At 50.5% G+C, this 21,502-nt stretch carries 24 protein-coding genes; 16 read left to right on the top strand and 8 right to left on the bottom strand.

Features of this window, described 5'->3' with window-relative positions:
• Positions 1-153 precede the first annotated feature (153 nt).
• Genes MW898_RS24005 through MW898_RS23990 form a run of 4 tightly spaced genes read left to right on the top strand, consistent with a single transcriptional unit; the run spans position 154 to position 4,146 of the window.
• Positions 154-1,293, top strand: coding sequence for an ABC transporter substrate-binding protein (locus MW898_RS24005; RefSeq protein WP_248910827.1), 1,140 nt, complete (start codon positions 154-156; stop codon positions 1,291-1,293).
• Positions 1,294-1,313: 20 nt separating this feature from the next.
• Entirely contained in the window at positions 1,314-2,420 is a 1,107-nt protein-coding gene (locus tag MW898_RS24000) for an ABC transporter ATP-binding protein (protein WP_248910826.1), read from the top strand.
• Entirely contained in the window at positions 2,417-3,325 is a 909-nt protein-coding gene (locus tag MW898_RS23995; protein ID WP_248910825.1) for an ABC transporter permease, read from the top strand. Before MW898_RS24000 ends, MW898_RS23995 begins: the two co-directional genes overlap by 4 nt.
• On the top strand, positions 3,322-4,146 hold the full coding sequence (locus MW898_RS23990) for an ABC transporter permease (RefSeq protein ID WP_248910824.1): 825 nt from the start codon (positions 3,322-3,324) through the stop codon (positions 4,144-4,146). Before MW898_RS23995 ends, MW898_RS23990 begins: the two co-directional genes overlap by 4 nt.
• A gap of 648 nt (positions 4,147-4,794) precedes the next feature.
• Here MW898_RS23990 and MW898_RS23985 read toward each other — a convergent pair.
• The 4 genes from MW898_RS23985 to MW898_RS23970 form a co-directional block, all read right to left on the bottom strand.
• On the bottom strand, positions 4,795-6,303 hold the full coding sequence (locus tag MW898_RS23985; protein ID WP_248910823.1) for an aldehyde dehydrogenase family protein: 1,509 nt from the start codon (positions 6,301-6,303) through the stop codon (positions 4,795-4,797).
• A 104-nt stretch (positions 6,304-6,407) separates the two neighbouring features.
• A complete protein-coding gene (locus tag MW898_RS23980) occupies positions 6,408-6,614 on the bottom strand; it encodes an IolE/MocC family protein (protein WP_248910822.1) in 207 nt (68 codons plus the stop codon).
• Between the two features lie 9 nt (positions 6,615-6,623).
• Positions 6,624-6,800, bottom strand: coding sequence for a hypothetical protein (locus tag MW898_RS23975; protein WP_248910821.1), 177 nt, complete (start codon positions 6,798-6,800; stop codon positions 6,624-6,626).
• 160 nt (positions 6,801-6,960) lie between these two features.
• Entirely contained in the window at positions 6,961-8,517 is a 1,557-nt protein-coding gene (locus MW898_RS23970; protein ID WP_248910820.1) for an amylo-alpha-1,6-glucosidase, read from the bottom strand.
• 919 nt (positions 8,518-9,436) lie between these two features.
• Here MW898_RS23970 and MW898_RS23965 point away from each other — a divergent pair.
• The 5 genes from MW898_RS23965 to MW898_RS23945 all read left to right on the top strand — a co-directional run bounded on the left by MW898_RS23965 (position 9,437) and on the right by MW898_RS23945 (position 14,440).
• Complete coding sequence (locus tag MW898_RS23965) at positions 9,437-10,774, top strand: ABC transporter substrate-binding protein (RefSeq protein WP_248910819.1); 1,338 nt, start codon at positions 9,437-9,439, stop codon at positions 10,772-10,774.
• A 219-nt stretch (positions 10,775-10,993) separates the two neighbouring features.
• Complete coding sequence (locus tag MW898_RS23960) at positions 10,994-11,743, top strand: carbohydrate ABC transporter permease (protein ID WP_248910818.1); 750 nt, start codon at positions 10,994-10,996, stop codon at positions 11,741-11,743.
• A complete protein-coding gene (locus MW898_RS23955) occupies positions 11,743-12,603 on the top strand; it encodes a carbohydrate ABC transporter permease (protein WP_248910817.1) in 861 nt (286 codons plus the stop codon). Before MW898_RS23960 ends, MW898_RS23955 begins: the two co-directional genes overlap by 1 nt.
• Before the next feature lie 88 nt (positions 12,604-12,691).
• Positions 12,692-13,828: an ABC transporter ATP-binding protein gene (locus MW898_RS23950; protein ID WP_248910816.1), complete on the top strand. Its 1,137-nt coding sequence runs from the start codon at positions 12,692-12,694 to the stop codon at positions 13,826-13,828.
• A 159-nt stretch (positions 13,829-13,987) separates the two neighbouring features.
• The gene (locus tag MW898_RS23945; RefSeq protein ID WP_248910815.1) at positions 13,988-14,440 is read left to right on the top strand and encodes a hypothetical protein; all 453 of its coding nucleotides are present in this window, start codon (positions 13,988-13,990) and stop codon (positions 14,438-14,440) included.
• 190 nt (positions 14,441-14,630) lie between these two features.
• On the opposite strand, the gene MW898_RS23940 is transcribed toward MW898_RS23945, so the two are convergent.
• The gene (locus tag MW898_RS23940; RefSeq protein WP_248910814.1) at positions 14,631-14,999 is read right to left on the bottom strand and encodes a hypothetical protein; all 369 of its coding nucleotides are present in this window, start codon (positions 14,997-14,999) and stop codon (positions 14,631-14,633) included.
• 492 nt (positions 15,000-15,491) lie between these two features.
• On the opposite strand from MW898_RS23940, the gene MW898_RS23935 reads away from it, so the two are divergent.
• On the top strand, positions 15,492-15,893 hold the full coding sequence (locus tag MW898_RS23935) for a hypothetical protein (protein WP_248910813.1): 402 nt from the start codon (positions 15,492-15,494) through the stop codon (positions 15,891-15,893).
• A 26-nt stretch (positions 15,894-15,919) separates the two neighbouring features.
• On the opposite strand, the gene MW898_RS23930 is transcribed toward MW898_RS23935, so the two are convergent.
• From MW898_RS23930 to MW898_RS23920, 3 genes are all read right to left on the bottom strand, one after another.
• Positions 15,920-16,315: a DUF302 domain-containing protein gene (locus tag MW898_RS23930; RefSeq protein WP_248910812.1), complete on the bottom strand. Its 396-nt coding sequence runs from the start codon at positions 16,313-16,315 to the stop codon at positions 15,920-15,922.
• A 67-nt stretch (positions 16,316-16,382) separates the two neighbouring features.
• Entirely contained in the window at positions 16,383-16,967 is a 585-nt protein-coding gene (locus MW898_RS23925) for a DsrE/DsrF/DrsH-like family protein (RefSeq protein WP_248910811.1), read from the bottom strand.
• Between the two features lie 4 nt (positions 16,968-16,971).
• Positions 16,972-17,214: a sulfurtransferase TusA family protein gene (locus MW898_RS23920; RefSeq protein WP_248910810.1), complete on the bottom strand. Its 243-nt coding sequence runs from the start codon at positions 17,212-17,214 to the stop codon at positions 16,972-16,974.
• A 204-nt stretch (positions 17,215-17,418) separates the two neighbouring features.
• Here MW898_RS23920 and MW898_RS23915 point away from each other — a divergent pair, with 204 nt between their 5' ends.
• From MW898_RS23915 to MW898_RS23895, 6 genes are all read left to right on the top strand, one after another.
• A complete protein-coding gene (locus MW898_RS23915; protein ID WP_248910809.1) occupies positions 17,419-18,594 on the top strand; it encodes an MBL fold metallo-hydrolase in 1,176 nt (391 codons plus the stop codon).
• Position 18,595: 1 nt separating this feature from the next.
• The gene (locus tag MW898_RS23910) at positions 18,596-19,090 is read left to right on the top strand and encodes a YeeE/YedE family protein (protein ID WP_248910808.1); all 495 of its coding nucleotides are present in this window, start codon (positions 18,596-18,598) and stop codon (positions 19,088-19,090) included.
• Entirely contained in the window at positions 19,087-19,557 is a 471-nt protein-coding gene (locus tag MW898_RS23905; protein WP_248910807.1) for a YeeE/YedE family protein, read from the top strand. Before MW898_RS23910 ends, MW898_RS23905 begins: the two co-directional genes overlap by 4 nt.
• Positions 19,558-19,642: 85 nt before the next feature.
• Entirely contained in the window at positions 19,643-19,801 is a 159-nt protein-coding gene (locus tag MW898_RS26545) for a DUF7512 family protein (RefSeq protein WP_444881627.1), read from the top strand.
• Between the two features lie 29 nt (positions 19,802-19,830).
• Positions 19,831-20,799, top strand: a complete 969-nt coding sequence (locus MW898_RS23900) for a sulfite exporter TauE/SafE family protein (protein ID WP_248910955.1) — start codon at positions 19,831-19,833, stop codon at positions 20,797-20,799.
• A gap of 66 nt (positions 20,800-20,865) precedes the next feature.
• The gene (locus MW898_RS23895; protein ID WP_248910806.1) at positions 20,866-21,264 is read left to right on the top strand and encodes a helix-turn-helix domain-containing protein; all 399 of its coding nucleotides are present in this window, start codon (positions 20,866-20,868) and stop codon (positions 21,262-21,264) included.
• Positions 21,265-21,502 lie beyond the last annotated feature (238 nt).

Raw genomic sequence — 21,502 nt, 5'->3', positions numbered from 1 at the left:
CGCAGACTTCCTTTCAGACTGTTCGAAGCGGACGGCTGCATGATGTCGTCGGCTCCTCGGCGTTAACTCGACGTGAGAGAGCCCGTCACGTCGCCTGATCCCTCAGCATTGTTAACAAAAGTTTTATTAATACTTGACAGAATTCCGTAAGACGTGGGATTCGATACCATGGAGCTAAGTAGACGGAATCTTGTCAAGTACGGTCTCGCCGGTGGCGCTATTTCCCTCGCTGGCTGTCTCGGCGGGGGTGATGGTGGCAGGAATTTGCCGGCGAAACCGGTGGACGCGGGGTCCGTTCCGCCGGAGAATCTGGAACAAAACCTCAACGTGTGGAACTGGTACGATGGATGGGTGAACTGGGCAGTCGAGGAGTTCGAGGGACAGTACGACACGTCGGTGACGACTGCCGCCTACTCGAACCCCAGCAAGTGGTACACGAAACTCGAAGCCGAAAACGACGAGATCGACAGTATCTCGGCCACGAGCGCGTGGGTCGTTCGGTCAATGGACAACGATTTCCTCCATGCGCTTCCAATCGACCGAATGGACGGATGGTCGGCGCTGAACGAGTTAGCGAAGTCGGACGCCGAAGAATACTACCAACGCAATGGGGCGGTCTACGCCATTCCGGAGGCTCAAGTGGCACATCCGCTCACCTACAGCACCGACTACTTCGACGACGACCCCGGCTCGTGGGACGTCCTCTGGCAATCGGATCTCAAAGGGAAGGTGAGCATGCAGGACTGGGGCGAAGTCGCCTGCCGCATCGCGGCACTCTACACGGGCCAAGATCCGAACGACCCGGACGACTTCAAGGAAATCGAGGAGGCGCTGATCCAACAGAAGGACCTGAACGTCACGTACTGGAAGGACCATTCGACCGTTCAACAGATGTTCGAGAACGAACAGATCGTCGCGACCGTGTACACGGACGGTCGAACCTACAACGGACGCTTCCAGAAGGGGATTTCCATGGACATGTCCAACACGAAGGAGGGATTCATGTACACGTACGATACGTTCGTCATCCCGAAGGGGGCTCCGAACCCCAATGCGGCCGTCGCGTGGACCGACATGGGTAGCAAACCACAGAACGCCACGAAAAAGGTGACTACGATGGGGTATCTCCCACCGATCAAGAATATCGGCGACCATCTCGACCTTTCCAACGAAAAGATCGATTTCCTCAGTTGGCCGCAAAAGATGTCAGACTCGGCGACGTTCATCCAGCCCCTTCCGGACGACTTCCGGAAGAAATTCGACGAGATCTGGACAAAGGTCAAAGCAGCTTGAAAAACACACACTACACAACGATGTCGATATTGACAGTCTCTAACCTACGCAAAGAGTTCGATAGTCTCGTCGCTGTAAACAATGTTTCTTTCCAGGTCGAAGACGGTGAGTTTGTCTCCATTCTCGGTCCATCCGGCTCGGGGAAATCGACGATCCTCCGGATGGTCGCCGGGTTCGAAACCCCAACCTCTGGTGAAATCGCCATCCAGGACACCCCGGTGAACGACGTTCCACCGTTCAACCGGGACGTGAATATGGTGTTTCAGAGCCTCGCGCTGTTTCCGCACCTTACCGTCGCAGAAAACATCGGGTACGGCCTAAAGGAAGACGGTGTTCCAAAGTCTGAGCGGAAAGAACGGATCTCGGAGATGCTCGACGTAGTCGAACTGAGCGGATACGAGGACCGAAGCACCGATCAGCTCAGCGGTGGTGAGCAACAGCGGGTCGCACTCGCTCGCGCGATCGTCAACGAGCCCCAGATAGTGCTCTTCGACGAACCGCTCGCGTCGTTGGATCGCAAACTGCGCCAGCACATGCAGTTTGAGCTACAGCGAATCCAAGAGGAAACCGGGATTACGTTCCTCTACGTGACGCACGACCAGGAGGTCGCAATGGCAGTCTCGGACCGTATGCTCGTGCTCAACGACGGTGAGATGGAGCAACTTGGAACAGTCGAAGAGATCTACGACGTCCCCGCCTCAAAGTTTGTGGCGGGTTTCATCGGTGACATCAACCTCCAGCCGGGGACCGTCGTCGACAGCAACGGAACCGCCGCGACCATCGAAACCGATCAGGTGTCGCTCGAAGTTCCACACGCGTCCAAGCAGCGAATAGAATCCGTCTCGCTGAATCCCGGTACAGATATCTATCTGGGCGTCCGCCCGAAGCGACTCTCGGTGGTCGAATCCGCCGACGAAGATCAGTTCATCGTGGAAGGAACGGTCCGTAACCGCGGGTACTCTGGTGAGGAGACCATCTACACAATCGAAACTGAGTATGGTTCGTTCACCGCCAACATCGCAGACAGCAGCTACGAACTAGGCGACGCAGTGTCGGTCGCGTGGCCCCCCGAGGATGTCTACCTCTTTGAGTATGACGAGGAACAGCACGAGGTCACCCGCATATGAGAAACGCCGTCTCCGGTCGCGAGGACATCGTGTCGGTAGTCAAGTGTTTCCGGGAGAACCGGTGGCTCCGATTGAGTCTATTCATCGGGGTGCCGGTGGGTGTGTTGGTGACGTTTTTCGCTCTTCCCCTCCTGTCGATGCTGTGGATGTCGCTCTTAGAAGAAATGCCGCCGTCAGCCTTCTCTCTGGACCATTACATCCGTATCTTTACCGGGGATCTGTACATAAGTATTCTCTGGCGGACGGCGGTATTGACCGCGGAATCAACCGCTATCGTGGTGGTTCTAGGATATATCCTCGCGTACAGCATCGCGCGGTTCTCGAAGCGAACAACGCTCATCCTCATGTTGATCATCCTGCCGTTTTGGACCAACTACGTCGTCCGGATGTACGCACTGATCAACATCTTCCAGAAGGGCGGTGTCCTCGATACCATGATGCTCACACTAGGTCTGACCGGCAAAACGAGCGGGATCATGTACACGCACCCGGCGGTGCTTGCGGGGCTCGCATACGTATGGCTTCCACTGGCTACCCTCCCATTTTATGCATCGTTGACGAACATGGACGATAGCCTCATCAACGCCTCGAAGGATCTCGGCGCTGGCCCTATCAAAACATTCTTCAGAGTAACACTTCCGATCACGAAAAACGGCGTCATCGCGGGTATCGTGCTCGTTGCCATCCCGTCGTTCGGTTCGTTCATCACCCCGGCACTGCTTGGCGGAACGAACGTCCTTATGATTGGGATGGTTATCGAACAGCAGTTCACCTCGGCGTTCAACTGGCCGTTCGGATCGGCCCTCGGCATGGTCGTCACGGTTGTCGTCGTCACGCTCATCGCGCTCGGAGCGTGGTACGGTGCTGGCGGGCAGATCACGAGGAGTGGAGGTGACCTGGAGTGACAATTCTGAGCTTCGTCGAGCGGATTGCACACAGACACGGCGAGACGATAGGACGCTCATTGATGGTTCTCATCTTGGCACTCATTTGGCTCCCGATCGGAGTCGTCGTACTGATGTCCTTTGCGGGCAGTGGCGTACTCTCGTTCCCACCCGAATCATACACGGTAAAGTGGTACATCGAGTTCTTCAGCAACACCAAAGCGATAAGCGCCATCTTAACATCACTGAAGGTAAGCCTCGTCGCGACACCGATCACCGTCTTCGTCTCGGTTCTCTCTGCCTATGGGATTTCGAGGTATGACTTCCCGGGGAAGGGTCTCTTCCAGATGTTCCTCACGTTCCCGATCGTAGTCCCACTCGTCGTAACAGGGATCGCCATGACGCTGTTTTTTGGGAACGTAAACATTGATGCCGGATACGGGACGGTGGTAATCGCTCACGTCATCCGAACCGTGCCCTTCGCCGCGCTGATTATCATTCCGACGGTCGTCAATTTTGATCAGACGCTCGAAGAAGCGTCCATGGACCTCGGTGCGAGCGAGCTTCGGACGTTCCGTCGGGTCACCCTGCCGAACGTTCTCCCTGGGATCATCGCCGGTGGACTGCTGGCGTTTACCATCTCGTTCAACGAGTTCGTCTACACGTACTTCGTCCGCGATACGGCGATGCAGACGCTTCCTGTCTACCTGTGGGGTCTCATCCGGTATGGCTTTAGCCCGATGGTGAACGTCATCAGCGTGTTCTTCTTGGTCTTCGTCACAGTGATTTTGATAGCGGTACTTTCTCTTACGAGTCTCAAACAGCTCACGTTGCGGGCGTGAGTGGGAACACGTACCGGGTTTGTTCCGGTACACTTCTGTGGGAGGGCCACTTCGATGTTCGTTCCCGAGGGACCGCACGGGCCTTCCGCACCAGAGAGTTCGGATGCCGTCGGGGTGACCGATGACGAATCCGTGTCCGAGACGGTACGGTCAGCATTCGTTTGACGTTCGATACGTCGTTTCCAGAGGGTGTTTCGTTCCATCATCGGGAGTCGGTGGACCGGATCGAATTCTCCGAGAATCCGCTTAGCGCGCCGTCGTCCACGACACCCACCCTCGCAAGACGCCTGTTGTGGACGGCCTACGCCGCCAGTCGTTTGTTCGATCCGGTGGGTCTGATCGAATGCCGCGGACAGCCCGCCAAAGTGATTTGCAGTCACCAAATTATAGCCGTGCTATCGGGGAAATCGACCCATTTCAGCGGATGTCGTTACATCAGTACTATCGTAACGGAATGGGTTTGATATTTTCCATTATCAAATCAACATTGTCTGGCTTTTCCGTGCTCATTAGCATCTCGATTTAATGGCTTCTTGAGCCTGATTCGAATGGCAAAATCCTACTCCCCTCGGTTGCTGTAACAATGATCTATCCTCGATCGCAACAAACGAATCGTCGTGCAGTCGATGCTTCAACTCCGTATCACGCTTAAAGGCCCACGTTGATTGTTTTCGTCTGCTGGTAATGTTCCAGCGTTGTCTCGGCCAACTCACGCCCGATTCCCGACTGCTTGTGACCCCCGAAGGGAAGCCCGGACGGGACGTCGTGGTGTTGATTGATCCACACGTACCCGGCCTCGATATCGCGCGCTGCCTGGTACGCTTCGTCGATATCCTGAGTGACGACACTCGCGGAGAGTCCGTAGTCGACATCGTTCACCAGAGTCATCATCTCATCGTATTTGGTCCACGTGAACGTTGCGAGCACCGGACCGAAGATCTCCTCCTGTACGGCCGGGTTGTCGTGCGGCACGTCCCCGATCACGGTCGGTTCGACGTAGCTCCCCGCAGACACTACCTGGCCGGAGGGACACGATCCGCCCGTCATAAGGTTCCCTCCTCCTTTGACCGCGGTCTCGACGAATTCGAGTGTCTTTTTGACCTCGCTGTCGCTGATTTGTGGCCCGATATCCGTTCCCTCCAACAGGGGATCTCCGACCGTGAGGTCTTCGACGGTTTCGACAAATCTATTGAGGAACTTTTCTGCCATTTCCTCGTGTACGAACAGCCGAGAGCCGGCGGTACAGCATTCGCCCGCGTTCGCGAAAATCGCGAATTTCAACACCTCGATGGCCTTGTCCAAGTCCGCGTCTGGGAAAACGACGACTGGGCTCTTCCCTCCGAGTTCGAGGGTTATGTCGACGACGTTGTCGGCTGCGTTCCGCATGATCTCTTTGCCGACCGCCGTCGAACCGGTAAAGGCGAGTTTGCGAACGTCGGAGTGTTGGGTCAGCGCCGCCCCGGCCTCCCTGCCGTCGCCTGGAACGACGTTGATCACGCCGTCGGGTACGACGGCGTCGACGAGTTCCATAAGCCTCAGAATCGAAAGCGGCGTCTGCTCTGCGGGCTTTAGGACGCTACAGTTTCCTGCTGCAAGCGCAGGCGCCAGTTTCCATGACGCCATAGACAGCGGGAAGTTCCACGGGATGATCTGGCCGACGATACCGTACGGCTCTCGGACCGTGTGGCCCATCCGCAGATCATCCGACAATACGGCACCGGAGTCAGACTGTACGATGCCCGCGAAATAGCGGAACTGATCGATTACCGTCCGCATGTCCGCTCTAGACTCCACGAGGGGTTTCCCGTTGTCCAGCGTCTCGAGTGTCGCGAGGTCCTCCAGATTGGCCTCTACGCAGTCTGCGATCTCGAGCAGGACGCTCTGTCTGTCCTCAGCCGTTGTCGATCCCCACTCCCCGTCGTACGCTTTCGAGGCCACTTTTACAGCTCTGTCGACGTCGGCGGCGGCGGCAGCCGATACCTCTGTCAGACACTCCCCGGTCGTCGGATCGACCGCTTCAAGGGGTGATGCATTTCCAGTGACCCACTCACCGCCGATGTACAGGCCGGTGTGGTTGGGAAGGACTTCGCTGGCTGCGTTGCGGTGTCGAGCGACGACCTCTTCGGTCTCGGCAGTATCCGTGTGCTTGGCACACATGCTTCATTCGTTCTCCAAGTTGCCCTATAAATATTGTCCCTCGGTCGCTCGGCACGCCGTCAATCCTTCTTCCACGTCGACAGAAATTCAGCGCCGTACGACAACTACTCAAGCGGGTCGTCCGTTGAATCGTACTCGTAGATTACCCACGGACATTCGGCGTCACTTACCGCTGACTCTATTGCCTTGAGGTCTACGTCCCCTATCCCGACTTCGACCGGCGCTCGAGTCGCGGTGATAATGTCTCTTACATTGATAAGACCGATTCGGTCCGCGTGCCACTCGATGAATGCTACGGGATCGCGGCCCACGGCTCGTACTCACCCGACATCGAGTTTCAGGTCGACAGTCTCCAGTTCCGCCACCAAGAGATCAAGCGCAGCCATCTCTGTGATCGCCTTGGCGCCGTCGAAGTACGCTGCGTTCAGGTACGGCAAGACGGCCGTATCCACGCCGATCGCCGAACACCACTCAACGACAGCTTCGATCCGATTCATCAGTGGAATATAAACTGTAGTGAACTAAAAATTATGTCAGAGAAATTACTATCTACGCTGTGCCCCATTGCCATCTCTCTTTAGAATTTATCGTGGCTTGAAGATCGTCCTTGAGTATGTTAATCCATATCTATCAGTATAGATACTATTGTAGGATTGATCAGTCATGGTTGAATTCCTGACGAAGAACGAGATAGACGCTCGCTGTCCAAGTATGGGCTGGATCCCGCAGGCCGTTCCCCGACAGCGCATCGAAATTTTCAGCCATCCCATGCTCGGCCGCCGTCCTGCAGAATCGATGTGCGATCTCAGTAGCTAGTTCCGTCTCGCCCCCACGTAGAAGACCGTCCGTAATCAACATCGTCACCGGTGCCCAGATGGGTCCCAACCAATAGCCATCGGACTTGTAATATTGGCTTTCTGGTGATTCACTTGCCAAGCCGTACTGGGTCAGATGCTTGTCTCGAAGACGGTTGACAAGACAATCCCATATATCGTTTGGTAACCGATCTCCGAGGATGAGCGGCCGAACGTTCACAAGACTCTGTGTTCCCTCTTTGATTTCGTGGGTACCCGACTGAGGGGCGATGAATCGATCTCCCGTCCAAGAGTGGTCAAGTAATCGGTCTAGCAAGTCGTCGGCACGGTCAATCCACCGTGTAGCACTGTCGTTTCGACCGAGTTTGCCGGCGATGTCAGCGAGCACCTCCATTTGGATTACAAGAAGAGCTGGAAGGCCTGGTGCCTCAATCGGAAGACCGTGACCAAAGCATGATGCGTTATCCGCACACTCGTTTCCGTGGTTGTACTGCGGAATTCCGTCATCATCGTCATCGCGGTAGTTGAACCACCAGTTCGTCCACCGCTGAAGCGGTTCGTAAATTTCTCCAAGTTCCTCACAACCGATCCAATCCATTCGCTCCATGATCCATGAGAGTGTCCACCCCTCTACAGGCGGTTTTACGAAGTTCCACGTTATTTCAGAGTCATTTATCGTGTCTGGAACAGATCCGTGGGGTGTCTGGTACTCAAAGGGAAGCATCAATTGGTCCCAGGCCAGTTGTGGATGGATACCGGAGATAGCCAACGCGTTAAAACAGTTGTCCCAACTCCAAAAGCTGTTCATCCAGTTTTTCGACATCAACATCGCAGGTCGCATTAGATTTCCATCCGGATTGACGACAGCACTCCAAGTGACGTAGAGCGCAAGTCTGTCTGCTTCTTTGAGATCGTTGAGCCCATAGTTACGGCACCATGAGTCGAAGCTTGGAGATTCTGCATATTCTGAATTATTGTTATGTGGGATCCATTCACCACGGAATTCCTGAATGTAACACTCAAATTCACTGTTTGATTGTGGGGTAATGTTTATTGCTGCTTCTACCGTCCGCACCCCGTCCCAGTCTTGCTGCAGTTCACACTGTCCTCGCTCGATAGTGATCATATACTGTCGGTCGTGAGCAAACGAGTTGAACTGCCAACGATTCTCTCCCTGTCGAAAGATTGAATCATACGCTGTCTCTTGACCAGGATTACAGACGAGGGTGACTGGCTGATTACCTTGTAGACGAGCACTCTCTGTGCCCGGAAAGTCGAATTCTATTCTGCCGTTATTGCCTTTTGCTGTTACTCTAGATGGCGTCCCTCGAATATCTACTAACTCGGATCCGCTGCCGTTAGGATCTGTTGTAATCCCGATTACGTTCTGTGAATTCATCTCGTCGTTACTTCGACCGTTCCCTCTAACTGATTTCAGATATAACGCGTAATCGTCAGACTTGTTTCGCGTTGACATTGCCATGTAGCTTCCGTATCTACTAAATGGAACCTCATCCAAATTTAACTCCATAGGTGCTTATTCACTGGTTCCGTAATTAAACCACTGTTCTGCACAAGTCGATCAAACCGTGGCTCAACGAGTGTTCTGATGATTCTAGTGAATTTATGACCGCAGTGAAAATGAAATTTTGATTGTGTTTATTATAAATGTTTTATAGATATAAAATAAATAGAAAATTATTCAAGTAAACTGGTATTTTATAAAAATCGTCACACACGAAAACGCGGATATTGAGCTGTATCTACGGGCGCCAGCGCCCGGCAACAAGAGGCTTCTACCGACGAATTCTTCGATCTGGTGGTTCCGAGACGCTCGCATCGTTCGAGCATCTGGATTTCGAGTTTCTCTGCGACTTTGACGTGTTCCTTCCCCGCTTACCGGGGCTTCCCAGTACTCATCAACAAGTTGACCAAGGTTACTCTCCAGTACATCCGATTGAACTCCTTTAGACTTCCCGAGTAGTTTGCACCTGCCAAAGAACACCAATACATTCCCTTTTTTGTCAGTTAGACCGTGACCATTATTACAATACTATTATCGTAAAGAGTGGCTTCTCAGGTTTGTAGTTACCAAATGTCGCGTGGTGTGGTTAAGCATGTCACGAATTGCCATTCGCCATAATCGATCCTTCATAATTCTACAGTGATGGAGGCTACAGAGCCCGATTTATTGAACAGAACGTTGATTAATTCTAATCACAATTGATAATGTGACTTCCCCCATTTTGATATTGAAATGTGGATGTGCATGAAAATTCCACATACATTTATATATTAGTATGTTTAATGATGCTGTAATGTCAGCGGATAACAAGCGGATGGAGCGTAGAGTGAGCAGTAGTCGTCGTCGACTCCTGCAAAGTATTGGTATTGCCACAGTAGTTGGATTAGCTGGGTGTGCTTCCAACTTAGGTGGTAAATCAAACGACCAAATATCTGGGGATGGCCAGTCAAATGTTAAGACGACACTACAAGTTGCTGGCTGGGGTGGTGAAACTGAGGCTAAGCTAACTCGTAAATGGCTTGATTCATTTGAGTCAAATCACAAAGCGATTTCTACGGAATACAATCAAATTCCATGGAGTCAATATAAACAGAAGCTACAGACACAACTGGGTGCTGGTCAAGCACCGGATGCATTCTATGTAGATGCGTCCTATTATCAAGAATTTGCGCAATCTGGAGCACTCCTTGATTTTACGCAATATATGGAAGAAAGTGCAGAGTACGACGCTGAAGAGATCTTTGATGGATTGAAAGACTTCTGGAAGCGTGATGGAAAATGGCAGGGAATCCCCAAGGACTTTCAGGTACTTGGCCTTTGGTACAATACCAACTTGTTCAACCAAGCAGGTATCACATCACAGCCGAAAACGTGGACTGGATTCAGAACTGCGCTTACCAACTTGAAGGAGAAAACTGATGTCGCATACCCGTTACTCCAGAATTCAAGCGGAATTGCAACACTCTGGTTGTTCTATCCGTTTATAGAACAAAACGGTGGCAAGATCATTTCTGATGATGGGTCAGAATGTCTTGTAGCCTCTGATAAAGGTATTGAAGCACTTGAATACCTCATTGGAATGAAAAAGGACAAACTGATTGGAACACCAGATGAGGTAGGGATTGATAGCTCATACGCTGCACTCGGTAAGGGTGCTGTTGCACTCGGATACGATGGTAACTGGATCGGCGCAAACCTAGAGGACAAATATCCAAAAGAAGATGAGAAGTTCGATATATTCACCCATACGCCTCATCCATCGAACGGTGAGAAATTCGAACTGTTTATTTCAGCAGGATGGACCTCTCCTACAAAAGGTGACAACCCAGAACAAAGTTGGGAACTTATTAAATCTCTTACAAGTGTAGATGGGCAGAAAGAGTGGGCAAAACAAGGAAATGCACTCCCAATTTATGAATCACTCCGTAATATGAATTATTATGAAAATCATTCTCGACGACAGAAGTTACTGAATGCAACAAAATGGATGGGTGCATGGGCATATGGACCAGAGACTGGTGGTATTCTCAATGATCTCAGTTCAGAACTCAGTGCTTCCATGTTAGGAAAGAAAACCCCCCAAGAAGCGCTTGAGACTGCACAGTCAAAGATCAATAATCGGCTCAAATAATAACCAATGTCACAGAAGGACACATTCGCATACCTCCCTCAAATTTCATCAAACGGATGGATTTCCAATAGAAGTCTGGCAGGTTGGCTGTTTGTTCTCCCAAACCTGATTGTATTCGGAATCTTTCTCTTGTTTCCAGCACTATATGCATTATATTTGTCTTTCAACGACTGGAGCATACTAACAAACTCCGGAACCTGGGTAGGGTTCCAAAACTATGTGAACGTATTAACTCCCCTACCTTGGGAAAATAACTGGGCAGCACTTCGAGATCCATCAGTCAGTCTCTGGTGGTTCTCGTTCAAAAACACAATCGTGTACACTATCGGTACTGTACCAGTACAAGTTTACACTGGTCTAGGGATTGCGCTTCTCCTTGATGAACGGATAAAGGGAAAGAAACTCTTTCGTGCAGCATACTTCATGCCGGTAATGCTTGCAGGGGCTGTGAGTGCAGTTATTTGGCGATGGCTTTTGGCTGGACCAGGAATCATCAATCAATTTCTTGAGCCATTAGGTCTCAGTCATAACTGGGCCGGGGATCCGACGACGGCGCTCTTTGGTGTAATGCTTATCGCTGTCTGGTCAGGAATTGGGTTTTATCTCATCATTTTCCTTGCAGGACTGCAGAATATCCCTGATGAATTGTACGAAAGTGCTCGAATGGATGGTGCGAATGCCTGGGAACGATTCCGTCACGTAACGTGGCCCTCTCTACAGGAGACAAATTTCTTTGCGATTACGATGGCTCTCATTTGGTCCTTCCAAGTTTTTGGCATTGCTCTTGCATTCTCAGAGGGTGGTCCGTACTACGCAACGACAACAACGGTGGTACTCATCTATCAACGAGCCTTTCAAGAAGGTCAGATGGGAACTGGGAGTGCAATGTCGTTCATTCTATTTGGCATCATTTTCTTGTTTAGCTACTACCAGTATCGATATCGTCAAGCAGAGGAGGTTGATTACTGATGCCACGATCTAACTACGAGTATCCAGGTTATGAAAAATCAGGGACAAGGTATTACGTTCGAGCTTTCCTACTTTATACAATCCTGGTTGTAGGAGCCGTTTGGATGCTAATGCCTTTCTGGTTCACTATCACGACAGCATTAACTAAGAATCCGACCGCTGCAACGATGGACATTTTCCCTTCAGAAGTTACTCTTGTGAACTTTCAAGACGTCATCAGGAAAGTCCCAGTCGGGAAGTGGTTTTTCAACTCACTTCTCTTGGCCACTACAGCAACATTATTTAATTTAGTGTTTGATAGTCTTGCAGGATATGCGCTCGGGAAACTAGACTTCTGGGGTAATGGCAAGTTGTTCCTTGCATTTATTTCAACCATGATGGTTCCAGGAATTGTGACGTTAATACCCGTATACATCATGCTGACAAAATTAGGGTGGGTTAACACCTATCAAGGCTTGTTGGCACCATTTGTCGCAAGTCCACTAGGGATATTTTTGCTTCGGCAGCAGTACAAAAAGCTCCCTTCCTCACTTGGCGATGCGGCGCGTATGGACGGTTGTAGTGAATTCCAAGTATTCTATAAAATCTATCTCCCGATGACGAAGCCTTCACTCGCCGCGTTAGGTATATTTACCTTTATTGGAACGTGGAATAATTTTGAATGGCCTCTGATTATCGCAAATGACAGTTCTCTCTATACCCTTCCTGTAGCCTTGTTCGAAGTAAGAGCACAATTTTCAGCAAACTGGGGGCTGGTCATGGCTGCTGCGGCATTGATTGTTATCCCAACAATTGTTGTATTCTTACTAGCACAAAAACAATTTATCAAAGGTATGACATTAAGTGGGACTAAAGGATAACACAGTTCATTAGCTCGCCTCTACCATCGAATGCCTCGAGCTTCGTAGTACCATAATATTTATATGCACCAACTCACACATCTTTACCATGGGAAGATTAGCCATTAGTGACCTCACTAAGACGTTTGGAGAAACAACCCCTGTGATCGCGGTGGATGACGTTTCTCTTGAAATTGACGACGGCGAATTCTTAGTTCTTGTTGGTCCGTCAGGGTGTGGCAAGTCAACTACACTTCGGTGTATTGCCGGTCTTGAACGAGTTACAGAGGGTGAAGTATTGGTTGATAATGAAGAAGTGACAAATAATAAGCCAAAAGATCGGAATATGGCGATGGTATTTCAAAATTATGCGCTATATCCACACATGACCGCACAAGAGAACATCTCTTTTGGACTCAAAATGACAACAAATCTTTCAGAAGAAGAAGTGTCTGAACGTGTTAGCCACACAGCAGACATGATGAATGTTATCGATATTCTGGACAAAAAACCCGGTCAACTTTCTGGTGGTCAGCAACAACGTATCGCCCTCGGTCGTGCAATAGTTCGTGATCCAGAGGTGTTTCTTATGGATGAACCTTTATCAAATTTGGATGCTAAACTTCGTGGAAAGATGCGGACACAACTACAGGAGCTACAATCAACACTAGATGTGACAACAATCTATGTCACGCACGATCAAACTGAAGCAATGACTATGGGAGATCGAATTGCGATTCTTGAAAGTGGTAAGCTTCAACAAGTTGGTACACCCCTCGAATGTTATCACGAACCGGCAAACCAATTTGTGGCAGGGTTCATTGGCAGTCCTTCCATGAATTTCTTTGATGTGAATGTCTCCCGGGATGAAGATAATACAGTACTTAGACACAATGATTTTGAGTATCAAGTCAGTTCAGAGCTTGCAAAAACAGTAAATCACCACGAGAGATTGGTTTTGGGCATTCGGCCGTCGGACATTTCTCTTGCTGAAAGTACAACGGAACAAACTATCTCTGCAACGGTAAACGTTACTGAGCCACTTGGAGATCTTACGTATGTCTATCTCGAAATAGGAGACAATCAAGCAACGGTCAGTGTTGATGGCGAGTTTCTTATTGATTCAGGAGCAGATGTTGATTTAGAATTTCTAGAGAAGAAAATCCACATTTTTGAACACTCCTCCGGTAAGGCAATCAAAAATAGAGGAATTAATGATGATGAGAATCAACAAATTCGGATTTGATGTATATAAATCAAAAATGCAAATGAAGGACTTCTCTGAAACATCACCAGTGAGGACTCTTACTCTGCAGGATAGTGCTGCGTGGTGTGATTACTGCAATAACTACATAGTGAGATGTTACACAGAGCATTTAAATTATTCATAGATGTGGACTATGTAATGACTCGCACAAAGTCACTTCTTGGTATTTCTATTATAGTATCAATTTCATTATTTGTTCTATCTAGTCAATATGAATCAGTACTTATCTTTTTGGGAGCCATATTGCCAAATATTGATAAGAAAGTTGATGGACTTCATCGGTCATGGATTTTCCACACTACCCTTTCAACAACTTTTCTCTATCATATACTCAAAGTGAGTAATCTCTCAACAATTGTACCTCAGTTGGTAACTGGAATACATTATCTCACGATTGGAATTATTTTACATATGATTGTTGACTTCGGATTAAAAGATGAAATGGAAGGTTCAGGAACACAGTGGCCAATAAATCCATCATTGGGGTCTGAGGCCTGGGGACTCATTTTCTTAGGGATTTCGTGGGGTATTCAATGGTTCTTCTATTTAAGTTCTGTATTTATTCCATGGATAGCTGAACTCTTTATATGAGGATGGAATTTAGTTTCAATATGTGTTGGCTCTTTGAGATCACAGAAAAGATTCTCAGAGTAATTCACTCCAACCCGCTCGCTCACTACAGACTTGGAAGGATAGTCGGTAGATTCCATCGAATCAACCGACAGTTATAACTGATGTGAGTAGATTCTCAGAAAGCATTTGGATGGGTGTTGTGAAATTCCTATACCATCCAGACACGGTTCTTACTGCCTCTGATCTTGAAACCTAAGTGCTCGATCTCCTCTCGGGGATCAATTAGTAAGCGCTTCTCCAAGTCGCCGTTGATCAGAAATCCATCAAGGGTGTAACCAACAGCACAGTCGGGACGTACTCCGACGACTACACGTTGGATCAGCTTCACATCATTCTGGTTGAGAAGCTCGAAACCGTTGGTAATGACCTTCTCATCCAGCAAGCGGCGATGATCCTCGGACCCAGCCCAAGGATCATCTGCCTTGACTTCGTCAATATCCACTACTTCGGCTCCCCACACGTCAACGCCGGTGAACTCTGTTAATCGATCCTCTGCGATGGTACCACCCAGTGCCATCGCTACCTCGCCGGATTCGTCTTCTTTCAAGCCAAACTACTTATCGTTTCTGTCACTGCTGTCCGCGGAGACGAGCCTTCGCAGCAGTCGCCGTTGCCAGCCGAGGAGTGCAGTACAGCACTATCCAATGAATGAACGAAACATACCAAAATATTATAATTAATACTAGAAAAACGCACTATCCTCATAGAAAGAACATATCAATAGCGTAGATTGATATCCTTCTCGGCACGCACGAGACGGAATTTCATTGGATGTGTTGCGTCTGTTCTCACTGAGTACACTGCTGGTGTTCTCCGTTGGGACAGCGAGAGACAGCTCGATATCGATAGGTGATCGCAGCGATTCCACCGTTTCACACGAATACCACAGTGTGGTCCGTCGTCTCTGGCGGTGCGGGGTAGCCGGTGTGCAGCCAGTCGATGTTGTCTGTGGAAGGATATCGATCTAGCGTTATATTAAATAACATTATATCCATATGTTCTAGTAATAATGAAGGAGCGAGCATACAGCGGCACAGAGACGTGGATCAATGCCGCCTGGACGAGTGACTTACAAAGTGTGTGGGAAGAACGGGAGAGCACGCCAGTCCGAACGGGAGAGACGGTTGGCGGGACGACATCTGACGATTGTCACGATATGCGGACGTCGTTGTTACCGCGTCACCTGCACCAGGAGGATCTGACGCCATTGCAGACGAAAATCATCGAAGCGGCCGTCTCCCGCTCGCAAGCGACAGCGCTCGATGTCGCACAGGCATCCGGAGCGAGTGCTCCGTGGGTTGAAACCGTGATTGGGGAGTATCTGCCGGAGCATCCGGCAGGTGTCGGCCCCGAACCGGATACTCATCCTGACGATGGTGACATCAGTGTTCGTGAGTATAGGATATTATAGCCGGGAATTGCTCTCCGTCTCGGTAGTCACGCTTGTGGAAGCTCGTCTAACACGTGACCGAATCGATTCCGAACATCGGTCGCAATTTGGTCTAGTTCAGGATTGTCGACAACCGATAGCAACACCTCAGGATCAACCGCGCTCACACCTACACTGTTGTCTTCGGTTTCGTAGACGATAATGTTGCACGGCAGGAGTGTGCCTAGCTGGATTTCTTCTTCGAGCGCCTGATGTGCCAGTTGTGGATTACAGGCCCCCAAGATTTGGTATCGACGGAAGTCTTCGTCGAGTTTCTCCTTGAGCGTTTGCTGGACATCGATGTCGCAAAGAACACCGAACCCTTCATCTGACAAGGCCTCAGTCGTCTGTTCGACAACTTCATCGAAACTTCCTCGAACTTGCTTGTTCAGTGTATAGGACATATGGTACAATACTGTACACTCTGTCTTAGGCATTGTGTTCACCATAGAAAGCTACGGGACGACGGTGTCAGACGAGAAGTTGGATGTCGGACACAGACATATCCCGAATCGCTGTCGCCGCACCGACGCCGACAGTAACACCATCATAGAAGTCGTCCTCATCGTAATCCATCAGATCAATGGTCATCTGGCATGCCTGAAACTCGACGCCCATATCGAGTGATGTCTCGATAAGTTCTTCGATGGTGGCCGTATCATTATCTTCGATCTGCTTTTCCATCATCTTTGTCGTCACACGATCCATCCCTGGGAGTGCGCCGACAACGTTCGGCACTGGCATGTTAGGATTACCGACAGAACTCAACTTCAGGCGTTTCGAACGCTCTTCGTGGAGGATGTCCAGTCCCCAAAACGTATGGAAGATTGTTACCTCGTAGCCGAACGCGGCGGCGGTACTTGCAAGGATAAGTGGTGGGTAGGCCATATCGAGCGTCCCCTTCGTCGCGATGATCGACATCTTCGGCTGCTCGTCACCACTCTCAGTCTCAACATCAGCGAGTCGGTCCTCGAGTTCAGCGATTCGCTCTTCGAGTTCTCTCCGACTTATTGGATCGTCGTCAGAAGCGGACGTTTGTGTGGTGTCTGTACTCATTGTGTTACTCCGCCCTACGAACGTAGTGTGTGAAGACGTCATCCCCATTATCCTGATCAAGGAGTTCGACGCCGTCAGTCGTCTCTGCCCAGCCAGCAATATCGCTCATACTACCTGGATCAGTCGCAAGGACCTTCAGGATCTCTCCCTTCGCAAGCTGGTCGATGGTTTGCTTCGTTTTGACAACTGGCATAGGACAGTTTTGTCCCTTCACGTCGAGCATCTCAGTGATTTCGTATTCGGTCATAGTCTTGGCTTCGCTGTCCAATATTGGATCCTGCGGTAAAAGCATACTGGTAGTAAATCATAAATCTGGCACTACTATATTTCGAAAATGTTCTATTTCGGCGTTAAATGGGTTATGGAGGCTATTTTGTGACTATAGTATTGTGGGAAAACGTAACTACTATGCAAAAGCTTATTGGCGAGCCATTTGTAATGAGAAATGACGATGACCGGAGCAAGTTTTCTCCACATCGAGGAGGAAGTCGAATCAATTGCGCCGAGGCAACTGAAAGAGCAGAATGATAGTGGTGAGGACGTCTTCGTCCTCGACATTCGTTCTGAGGATGACTTTGATGAGTGGCACATTGACGATGAGAACGTCGAGATCGTGAACAATCCCTCCCTCCAACTACTCGATGATGTTCCAGAGGATCTTCTCACGGCGCTTCCCGAAGAACGGACAATTACAGTTCTGTGTGCGAAGGGTGGCTCCAGCGAACTAATCGTCGGAGCCCTCCAAGCAGAAGGTTACGATGCCAACCACCTCGAACGCGGAATGAAAGGCTGGGCACGACTCTACGAATACACTGAACGTGACGCCGACATTGACGCAACAATCGCACAGTACCAGCGTCCCTCTAGCGGTTGTCTCGCGTATTTAGTCGTCTCGAACGACGAAGCCGCGGTCATCGATGCGCTACGAGCGTTTGCCGAGAACTACATCCAAGACGCGCGAACCCTAGGTGTTGAAATCAAGTACACGCTCGATACGCACATCCACGCAGATCACATCTCTGGGGTCAGAACAGTCGTTGAGCAGACAAACGCAACTGCGATCATGCCCGCTGCTGCGTCCCGCGGCGTCGGTTACGACCGCTCCTACGAAATCATTGAAGACGGCGATACGCTCATGGTCGGTGATGTCGAGATCAACGTACTCCATACACCCGGCCACACGACGGGGATGACCGCGTACAAGGTTGAGAATGTTCTGCTTACAGGAGACGAACTATTCACAGAAAGCATCGCCCGTCCCGATCTCGAAGATCCCGAGACAGCCACGGACGCAGCAACGATGCTGTACAAATCGCCTATCAAAAAAGTGCTGACGCAGCCTGAAAACACGATCATCGCACCTACACACTTCAGCGATGCTGCAACGCCGAACAACGACGACACGTCTACCAAGACGCTCAGTGAGCTTGACACGATGGACGCGCTATCGATGGACAAGGACACTTTCGTAGCGTTTGTTGTCAGTAACATGCCATCTAAATCGGTGAATTATGAAGCAATCATCGCCACGAACCTCGGGCAGAAATCACCCGACGCTAAGGAAGCATTCGAGCTTGAACCCGGCCCGAACAACTGTGCAGCCAGCACGGAGGCGCTAACGAACTAAGATGATCGAAGTCACATCGCTGCTCGCTCTCCGCGAGTTATTTCCACGAGGGGTCCTGCCGTATCTTCTCGGCGGACTACTTGTAGGACTCGGCACCGCCGTCATCTACCTCTCTACGGGGATCATCGCCGGAGCGAGCACGTTCCTCGAGTCGACGCTGTCATATGTTTCCGATGTCCCACAATTTAACCGTTTCACGTATGTCCAGTCTCGCGACTGGCGGCTCGTGTTCACCGTGGGCATTATCAGCGGTGCCGCCGTGTATGCAGTGCTGTTTCAGGGCGGATATTGGACGACCGAGGTCCAGTGGTGGCGCCTACTTGGCGGTGGATTCCTCGTCGGCATCGGAACACGTCTCGGTAAAGGCTGCACGTCGGGCCACGGTGTCTGTGGCGTCGGTTCGCTATCGAATACTTCGCTTGTGAACGTCGCGACGTTCCTCGCCGTCGCAATCGGGACGGCACAACTCGTCCAAGCGATGGGGGTAGCACCATGAACGAGAACCGACGTAGACCATTGTTCATATCGAGTATTTATATAGGCGGATTGATCTTCGGTATCGGCCTCGCAATCAGTGGCATGGCTCGCCCAGAGGTCGTGCTCGATTTCCTCCAGTTTGATGACTTGGGTCTTCTGTTCGTCATGGGCGGGGCAGCCGTCGTGACAGGAGCCACGTTTACTGTCGCCACACGGTTTCTCGATCAGGCGCCGCTGACGGCTAGCGAGTACACACGTCGGATAAAGGAGTTCGACAGCAACGTCGTCATTGGCGGATCGATCTTCGGTGTCGGCTGGGGGCTGTCTGGAATCTGTCCGGGAGCCGCTTACGCGAGCATCGGTATCGGCAATTACCCGATCCTGTGGGCGATTCTCGGGATGTTCCTCGGCGCGTATGCACAGGGCTACTGGCGAACGCTTCGTTCATCCAGCACTGACGACGTAACTGAAACCACTTCCAGCTAATCACCGATGACTCCACAAAATTATCAATCACGGTCTTGTCGGAGGTATTGTGCAGAATTGGATAGAATAAACAATATAGGTGACAATGATTGAAATGTTCGGTCTCGAAGCCTTGTCGAATTCGGCTCAGGCTGCTACTACGGTCGGGATCGTATTCACTGAAGCAATCGCACTCTACATCGGATATGGAGCAGTAACGCAGATCGTTCACCAAGCCACTCGTGAATTTCTAGGAGGTGAATAGCTGTGGAACTATTCGGGCTGAGTGTTGCGATGATTGCACTCTTCGTTGGATTCGGTCTACTGATTGGAATCCTCTTCGGATTCTTTGGGATGGGCGGGTCGTTCCTCGTAACACCAGCGCTACTGGTATTGGGCTACCCAGCGAAGGTTGCAGTCGGGAGCGGACTTGCGTTCGTCTTTGGGACCAGCGTCATCGGTGCACTCAAGCACCGCGATCACGGTCAAGTCGACTACTCGCTCGCAGCGCTGATGACGGTCGGTATGACGTTGGGGATCGAGTTCGGAAAGCGAGTTGTCTTTCTCCTCGAAGAGCTCGGCTCGGCAGATCTTTTTGTCAGTGTTGCCTACACAGGGCTGCTCGCCACTGTCGGGGTGTTTACTCTCTACGATACGCGTAGCGAGAGCAGCAACTCCGATGGTACCGGCCTCGCCGATCGAGTACAGTCAATTACTCTGCCGCCGATGATAGCGATGTCCGGTGATATCACTGTCTCAGTGTGGATTGTCCTCGGACTCGGCGTGGGAATCGGTATTCTCTCCGGATTCCTTGGCGTCGGAGGCGGGTTTCTCCTGATGCCAGCGATGATGTATGGTCTCGGTGTCCCCGCTGCGGTCGCCGTCGGAACCGATATTCTCCAGATCACGATCTCAGGGGCGTATGGTGCGTTCGTATACGCACAGGCTGGCGCTGTTGCGCTCCCCGTCGCCGGGTCACTCCTCTCTGGGAGTGCGCTTGGTGCTCGGATCGGTGCGAGAGCGACGAAGTTAGTCGACGAAGATGACATCAAGGAGTATTTCGCCGCGATGCTACTGGCAGGAAGTCTTTCAGTCGCAGCCAAGGAGATAGGCAACTCATTCGGAATCGAAGCACTCAACATGGTGAGTATGACTCTCATCTTCGGTGCAACAATCGTGGTGAGCACTGCAGTCGTGCTCGCAGCGGTCTGTGCACTTCGGCAAGGCCGCATCGGCACGTGGTGTCAGTTCGTATCCTCATAGATGGCTACAGTATTGTGCAGACTATGCTAATCCTTTTGAGAGACCAGCACGTACTACTGACAACTAATGGCTGACTCAATGAGTGAAATGCTTCGGCAGGATATGCAGTGTGAGGGCCTGCTTGAGTGTTTCCACAACCTCAAAGGAATCGATAGAGACGTCTTCCGACTTCTGAACGAAACGAACAAGCCACTCACTGTTGACGACATTGCCAACGAGATTGATCGAGAGCGGTCAACCGCCTACCGGTCTGTCCAGCGGTTGATGCAGGCAGGATTCATCCAGAAAGAGCAGGTCAACTACGACCACGGTGGCTACTATCATGTCTATCTCCCTCGGGACGCCGATGAGATCGCCCAAGAGATGCAGCGGATGCTCAACGATTGGTATGCACAGATGGGGCAGCTCATTGGTGAATTCAGCGGAAAATACGGTAACAAACTCGAAGCCTCCACAGTCGAATAGTAATCCTCATTCTTCTAAATTCTAACAGAATCAAACGCTAAGTGAGACAATAGTGGGCGCCAGACGCTGCCTTACTGCTTATTTTCTCTGTCTAATATATGCTATGGAAATATTTTTAGTTGTGGATAAAATTCGAGAAAGTCGAGTTGCTATTCGTGAGGAAAAGCTAACAGCCTTCAAATTTCCATCCGCTATACACCGCGAAATCCGATACACATGAGGACTATCGATGTAAATA

The sequence above is a fragment of the Halocatena marina genome, from assembly GCF_023276375.1.
Taxonomy (GTDB): Archaea; Halobacteriota; Halobacteria; order Halobacteriales; family Haloarculaceae; genus Halocatena; species Halocatena marina.
Note: the sequence above shows the minus strand (reverse complement) of the source record. Positions and strands in the feature narration are given on the sequence as shown.

Bases quoted from the DNA above. Each gene is read 5' to 3' on its own strand.
- MW898_RS24000 (WP_248910826.1), top strand. From the start codon at position 1,314: ATGTCGATATTGACAGTCTCTAACCTACGCAAAGAGTTCGATAGTCTC.
- MW898_RS23995 (WP_248910825.1), top strand. From the start codon at position 2,417: ATGAGAAACGCCGTCTCCGGTCGCGAGGACATCGTGTCGGTAGTCAAG.
- MW898_RS23985 (WP_248910823.1), bottom strand. From the start codon at position 6,303: ATGTGTGCCAAGCACACGGATACTGCCGAGACCGAAGAGGTCGTCGCT.
- MW898_RS23975 (WP_248910821.1), bottom strand. From the start codon at position 6,800: ATGAATCGGATCGAAGCTGTCGTTGAGTGGTGTTCGGCGATCGGCGTG.
- MW898_RS23970 (WP_248910820.1), bottom strand. From the start codon at position 8,517: ATGAATTCACAGAACGTAATCGGGATTACAACAGATCCTAACGGCAGC.
- MW898_RS23965 (WP_248910819.1), top strand. From the start codon at position 9,437: ATGTCAGCGGATAACAAGCGGATGGAGCGTAGAGTGAGCAGTAGTCGT.
- MW898_RS23955 (WP_248910817.1), top strand. From the start codon at position 11,743: ATGCCACGATCTAACTACGAGTATCCAGGTTATGAAAAATCAGGGACA.
- MW898_RS23950 (WP_248910816.1), top strand. From the start codon at position 12,692: ATGGGAAGATTAGCCATTAGTGACCTCACTAAGACGTTTGGAGAAACA.
- MW898_RS23945 (WP_248910815.1), top strand. From the start codon at position 13,988: ATGACTCGCACAAAGTCACTTCTTGGTATTTCTATTATAGTATCAATT.
- MW898_RS23940 (WP_248910814.1), bottom strand. From the start codon at position 14,999: ATGGCACTGGGTGGTACCATCGCAGAGGATCGATTAACAGAGTTCACC.
- MW898_RS23935 (WP_248910813.1), top strand. From the start codon at position 15,492: ATGAAGGAGCGAGCATACAGCGGCACAGAGACGTGGATCAATGCCGCC.
- MW898_RS23930 (WP_248910812.1), bottom strand. From the start codon at position 16,315: ATGTCCTATACACTGAACAAGCAAGTTCGAGGAAGTTTCGATGAAGTT.
- MW898_RS23925 (WP_248910811.1), bottom strand. From the start codon at position 16,967: ATGAGTACAGACACCACACAAACGTCCGCTTCTGACGACGATCCAATA.
- MW898_RS23920 (WP_248910810.1), bottom strand. From the start codon at position 17,214: ATGACCGAATACGAAATCACTGAGATGCTCGACGTGAAGGGACAAAAC.
- MW898_RS23915 (WP_248910809.1), top strand. From the start codon at position 17,419: ATGACCGGAGCAAGTTTTCTCCACATCGAGGAGGAAGTCGAATCAATT.
- MW898_RS23910 (WP_248910808.1), top strand. From the start codon at position 18,596: ATGATCGAAGTCACATCGCTGCTCGCTCTCCGCGAGTTATTTCCACGA.
- MW898_RS23905 (WP_248910807.1), top strand. From the start codon at position 19,087: ATGAACGAGAACCGACGTAGACCATTGTTCATATCGAGTATTTATATA.
- MW898_RS26545 (WP_444881627.1), top strand. From the start codon at position 19,643: ATGATTGAAATGTTCGGTCTCGAAGCCTTGTCGAATTCGGCTCAGGCT.
- MW898_RS23900 (WP_248910955.1), top strand. From the start codon at position 19,831: ATGATTGCACTCTTCGTTGGATTCGGTCTACTGATTGGAATCCTCTTC.
- MW898_RS23895 (WP_248910806.1), top strand. From the start codon at position 20,866: ATGGCTGACTCAATGAGTGAAATGCTTCGGCAGGATATGCAGTGTGAG.